Here is a 432-nt window from a genome sequence, read left to right as displayed (position 1 = left end):
TTTAATCTCCATAAAGGACGCTTTACGCGTCCTTTTTTCATGTCGCCCGCCATCAACTGCCTTCAGACGGCCTCAAAACAGACAAATATAAAAAAGGACGTGTCCAACACGTCCTTTTTTCCCTTTACCTTACAGGTAGAATTTTTCAATTACTTTCAGGTTTTCATCCAATTTGTACACCAGCGGCTGACCGGTTGGGATTTCCAAGCCCATGATGTCTTCGTCGGAAATGCCCTCGATGTGTTTGGCCAAAGCACGCAGGGAGTTACCGTGTGCCGCAACCAATACACGTTTGCCGCTCAAGATGGCCGGAGCGATTTGGTCTTCCCAGAAAGGCAGGACGCGCTCGAGGGTAACTTTGAGGTTTTCGCCATCAGGTACGACATCGCTAGGCAGGTTGGCATAGCGGCGGTCGTTGTGGGCGGAGTGAGG

The 432-nt window shown here is 50.5% G+C and carries 1 protein-coding gene; it reads right to left on the bottom strand.

What is annotated here, in order from left to right; genetic code table 11:
• Positions 1-129: 129 nt before the first annotated feature.
• Positions 130-432, bottom strand: a 303-nt coding sequence (locus ACTHSP_RS22065; RefSeq protein WP_440347017.1) for a 2,3-bisphosphoglycerate-dependent phosphoglycerate mutase, incomplete at its 5' end; no start/stop codon positions are given.

The organism is Neisseria sp. P0001.S005, assembly GCF_051963715.1.
This window is presented reverse-complemented; position numbering and strand designations above follow the sequence as displayed.